This window comes from Microcystis sp. M090S1, from assembly GCF_020246295.1.
Taxonomy (GTDB): domain Bacteria; phylum Cyanobacteriota; class Cyanobacteriia; order Cyanobacteriales; family Microcystaceae; genus Microcystis; species Microcystis aeruginosa.
Window position 1 is genome coordinate 1 of sequence record NZ_JADBTF010000333.1, and the last position, 3,617, is coordinate 3,617.

General features: G+C 45.5%; 6 protein-coding genes and 1 pseudogene. 2 read left to right on the forward strand and 5 right to left on the reverse strand.

The features are described 5' to 3' along the window. The 3 genes and pseudogenes from IM477_RS14735 to pyrH form a co-directional block, all read right to left on the reverse strand. A pseudogene (locus IM477_RS14735) lies at positions 1-103 on the reverse strand (IS1 family transposase); the annotation flags it as partial. A 468-nt stretch (positions 104-571) separates the two neighbouring features. Continuing rightward, on the reverse strand, positions 572-1,093 hold the full coding sequence (gene frr / locus IM477_RS14740; RefSeq protein ID WP_228021067.1) for a ribosome recycling factor: 522 nt from the start codon (positions 1,091-1,093) through the stop codon (positions 572-574). A 13-nt stretch (positions 1,094-1,106) separates the two neighbouring features. Then, complete coding sequence (gene pyrH, locus IM477_RS14745; RefSeq protein WP_287658056.1) at positions 1,107-1,829, reverse strand: UMP kinase; 723 nt, start codon at positions 1,827-1,829, stop codon at positions 1,107-1,109. A 309-nt stretch (positions 1,830-2,138) separates the two neighbouring features. Here pyrH and IM477_RS14750 point away from each other — a divergent pair, with 309 nt between their 5' ends. Beyond that, the gene (locus IM477_RS14750; RefSeq protein WP_287732339.1) at positions 2,139-2,720 is read left to right on the forward strand and encodes a hypothetical protein; all 582 of its coding nucleotides are present in this window, start codon (positions 2,139-2,141) and stop codon (positions 2,718-2,720) included. Here the strand turns inward: IM477_RS14750 and aroQ are convergent, their stop codons facing one another. Together aroQ and IM477_RS14760 are read right to left on the reverse strand one after the other, a co-directional pair. Beyond that, on the reverse strand, positions 2,721-3,176 hold the full coding sequence (gene aroQ, locus IM477_RS14755) for a type II 3-dehydroquinate dehydratase (protein WP_002797921.1): 456 nt from the start codon (positions 3,174-3,176) through the stop codon (positions 2,721-2,723). A 41-nt stretch (positions 3,177-3,217) separates the two neighbouring features. Next, a complete protein-coding gene (locus IM477_RS14760; RefSeq protein ID WP_002762237.1) occupies positions 3,218-3,352 on the reverse strand; it encodes a hypothetical protein in 135 nt (44 codons plus the stop codon). A gap of 91 nt (positions 3,353-3,443) precedes the next feature. On the opposite strand from IM477_RS14760, the gene IM477_RS14765 reads away from it, so the two are divergent. After that, positions 3,444-3,617: helix-turn-helix domain-containing protein (locus tag IM477_RS14765; protein WP_287729465.1), on the forward strand; the 174-nt coding region annotated here is incomplete at its 3' end.

Below are 3,617 nucleotides of genomic sequence, written 5' to 3' on the forward strand. Positions count from 1 at the left end.
CTTATAGGACTCCCAAAAGTCTGTGTAAGTAACAGCACATTGTCGGTAAACACCGGGTAAACTGGCCCCAAAGTTTTTTGGCTGATTGACGACTCCTATCTCCGCGCATAGCAACCAATAATACTAAATCCGTTGAGCATAATGCTACTTATAAGGACAGGCAAAAGGGGGGGATAAATAATCAGTTTTTAATAACCGTATTTAGTATAATAGCCGTCATAATGATGCTTTAAAACTGCCTCAATTTTAACAATTATTACCAGAAAAAAATTCTTGTTTAGTGATTACTCATGATCTAAAATGTACGGCTATTATGATCAATCAACTAGCAGAAAGAAGAAATTTTCTCAAGTAATGGCAGAGATGGTTAATTACCCTTGCCCCCAAGGCGGGGGTGGGAGAGGGGGAGTAGGATGCCTGCCACGAATAAAGAAAATGGTAGAACCTGAGATGCCGCGATACGGAAAGACTTCACCCCCAAACCTTCTCACTCCCCTATACCTTTTAAATAGGGATAAAAAGCTAAATAGAACAGACAAAAAGCCTGTTCTATCCATGAGGAGAAAAAAACTTAAACGGTCATGATATCTTTTTCTTTGGTCGTTAATAAATCCTCGATTTTGGCGATAAATTTATCGGTGGATTTCTGCACTTGATCCTGTAAATCCCTGGATTCATCCTCAGAAATTTCGTGACCTTTTTCCCGTTTACGGATAGCATCGATCGCATCCCGGCGAATATTGCGGATAGCCACCTTTCCTTCTTCGGCCAATTTCGCCGCTAATTTGACCAATTCCTTGCGGCGATCGCTAGTGAGGGGAGGGATATTCAAACGAATGGTCTGACCGTCATTACTGGGGGTTAAACCCACGTCCGAGAGAGAAATCGCCTTTTCGATCGCCCCCATACTGGTACGATCAAAGGGTTGAATCGCGATCGTGGTTGCGTCGGGAGTGCTAATTGTCGCTAGGGACTTGAGGGGAGTTTCCATGCCATAATACTCCACCACGATCCGATCTAAAAGAGAAGCATTTGCCCGGCCGGTACGAATCGTATTAAAAGCTCTCTGGGTTGATTCGACGGTTTTCTGCATCTGGTCTTGAACTTCAGCTAACTTCACAGAATCCTCCTACCAATGTTCCAACGGGTTCACCTTTGACAGCGCGAACAATATTACCTGCTACCGACAGATCGAAAACGACTATCGGGATATTATTTTCCTTGCACAGAGCGATCGCCGTTCCGTCCATCACCCGCAGATCATGAGTCAGCACATGACCGTAGGTAAGACTTTGAAAGCGTCGCGCGTTAGGGTTATGGGAGGGATCGGAATCATAAACTCCATCCACTTTCGTCGCTTTAAACACCACTTCCGCATCGATTTCGGCAGCGCGCAGGGCCGCCGTGGTATCGGTGGTAAAGAAAGGATTACCCGATCCCGCACCGAAAACCACCACCCGACCTTTTTCCAGATGACGGATTGCTCGCCGGCGGATGTAGGGTTCAGCTAATTCCTGCATGGCAATCGCCGTTAATACCCTAGTCGGTACTTGCGCTCGTTCTAGGGCATCCTGCAAGGTCATAGCGTTCATGACTGTTGCTATCATACCAATATAATCGGCCGTGGCCCGATCCATGCCGGCCGAGGCGGCTTTCACCCCGCGAAAAATATTGCCCCCACCGACCACGATCGCCAATTGGATGCCTTGAGCAACCACTTCGGAGATTTCCTGGGCGATAGCGGAAACCACCATCGGGTCGATCCCATAGCCGAGATTGCCCATCAAGGCCTCCCCACTCAGTTTTAATAATACCCGCTTGTACGCCATGCCCTTACTACCACTCGCTAAAACAAGATCTAGATAATTTTTGTCTCCCCATAAGATAGCAGGTTTTGGCCTTGATTTAAGCTGACCAGTTCACTCTCCCAGAGGGACGAGAAGTTAAACTTAATAAATCTTTTCGTTGGGAAATTGGTATTTAGTGATACCTTTGTTATTAAGGGAAGCTTAAGTCCCTAGGCAAAATTAATTACACATATCTCACTAGCTCTTGTCTTTTGCCTTTTGCATGACTGCCTATCCTAACCAAGAAATTAATTTTGCACGACTACTTAGTTTTATAGAGAATTAATAACCGTGGTCAGCGATCGATTACTATTGGTCAACAAAAGCAATCAAGGGGCCGCTCACATCGATACCTTTGATTGGGTGTATGGGTTTCAGGATGGAACTCGTCTGATGGGAAGGGTTTGCGGTTACTTAGATCCCGATAGTAATCGTCTTCTCGATCCCGAAAACTGCAGCGCTATCTACCAGAATGCCCAGGGACAAGTCCTTAGTCGTTGGCAAGCTGGAGATTTTATCGCTTTTGAACTAACCACCACCGGGGAAGATCTCTTGATCGTGGCTTCTAATGATAATTGTGTCAGTAATAGTCTCTGTTTGGTTTCGGGCATTAGTCGCAGCTGCGCCCAAGTTAGCGATGAAGGAAAATCCCTCGTCCGGGAGGTTTTTCAATACCCTGCTTGGTCTTTCCAGGGCGATAATAGCACTTCTAAGCCAGCTTTCAGTTGGAATTGTTCCGTATCTCCCTTTTTCCCCTTTGTTTCCCTGCGTTTTAATCTTCAGTCCACCAGCAGCAAAAAATTCTATCGTTGGACGGTTTCCCCCTATTTTCCCTTTTGTCCCCTCTTAGAAGTGGGAGAATCCCTTGCCTAATTAGCCTTCTCTATTCTTTTGCAAATAATCGACTAATGCCCATAATCCTAGGCGATAACTTTCGGCCCCAAAACCGCTAATCTGTCCGATGGCTATATCGGCAATGTAGGAATGATGACGAAAAGACTCGCGTTTGTAAATATTGCTTAAGTGTACTTCCACACAGGCCATTTTTGTGCCTAATAGTGCGTCGCGGATGGCGATACTGGTGTGAGTATAAGCTCCCGCATTAATCAAAATACCGTCATGCTGACCCCATGCTTGCTGAATCCAGTCCACTAATTGCCCTTCCTGATTGGACTGGTGTGCGGTTAAATTCACCCCTAAACGGGTAGCTTCTTCGTTTAAAAACCGGTTAATCGCCTCTAAATTGACGTTACCGTAGAGATTCGGCTCTCTTTTCCCCAATAGGTTTAAATTCGGCCCGTGCAGAACCAGAATGCTTAGTTTATTCACAAATGTCCTCCCTATGACCACGAGAATTAATCTTATCTCGATCAGGGACTATTGCCGATCAACAACATTTTTGCCGCTACGGTAATCACCGCACCAATAGTAGCACTGAGCGCACCGACGATGATCGGCAGAATGAGACCTCGGAATCCCTGGAGGTCAGAAATAGCTTTAATCATCGAAAATTTTGGGTCTGAAACCCCGTCGTTCTACGACGGCTTTACTGTTAAATATTAGCGCATTTACACGATATATGCTAAAATGTGAGGTATGGAAAAAGCCTATTCGTTTCGATTTTACCCCACACCCGAACAAGAGTCGCTATTGCGGCGCACTTTGGGCTGTGTAAGATTGGTTTACAATAAGGCACTCCATCTCAGAACACAAGCATGGTACGAAAGACAAGAAAGAGTAGGATATACTGAAACTTCTTCAATGCTAACC

Bases quoted from the DNA above. Each gene is read 5' to 3' on its own strand.
- frr (WP_228021067.1), bottom strand. From the start codon at position 1,093: ATGCAGAAAACCGTCGAATCAACCCAGAGAGCTTTTAATACGATTCGT.
- pyrH (WP_287658056.1), bottom strand. From the start codon at position 1,829: ATGGCGTACAAGCGGGTATTATTAAAACTGAGTGGGGAGGCCTTGATG.
- IM477_RS14760 (WP_002762237.1), bottom strand. From the start codon at position 3,352: ATGATTAAAGCTATTTCTGACCTCCAGGGATTCCGAGGTCTCATTCTG.